The organism is Streptomyces atratus (assembly GCF_014648655.1).
GTDB classification, from domain to species: domain Bacteria; phylum Actinomycetota; class Actinomycetes; order Streptomycetales; family Streptomycetaceae; genus Streptomyces; species Streptomyces atratus.
Genome location: NZ_BMRN01000187.1, coordinates 772 through 1,143, shown reverse-complemented (window position 1 = coordinate 1,143; position 372 = coordinate 772). Strand labels below are relative to the sequence as shown.

The following is a 372-nucleotide window of genomic DNA, read 5'->3' as shown; positions in this document are numbered from 1 at the left end:
ATCTCACCCACCGAATGCCCCAGAACAAAATCAGGACGCACCCCCCACGACTCCACCAACCGGAACAACGCCGTCTCCACCGCGAACAACCCCGCCTGCGCAAACATCGTCCCGTTCAACACCTCCACATCCCCACCCCACACCACCTCACGCAACGAACACCCCAACCGCCCATCCAACTCCCCCAACACCGCGTCGAACGCCTCCGCGAACACCGGGAACGCCTCATACAACCCACGCCCCATACCCAACCGCTGCGCACCCTGACCCGTGAACACAAACGCCATCCCACCCACCGGCCCCGCCACACCCCGCACCACCGACGAAGGCACCATCTCGCCCCCGGCCAAAGCCGCCAGCCCCCGCACCAAC

General features: G+C 65.9%; 1 protein-coding gene. It reads right to left on the bottom strand.

Going from position 1 to position 372, the window contains the following annotated elements; all coding sequences use genetic code 11:
- Positions 1-372, bottom strand: a 372-nt coding sequence (locus IEZ15_RS47630) for an acyltransferase domain-containing protein (protein ID WP_189282520.1), incomplete at both ends; no start/stop codon positions are given.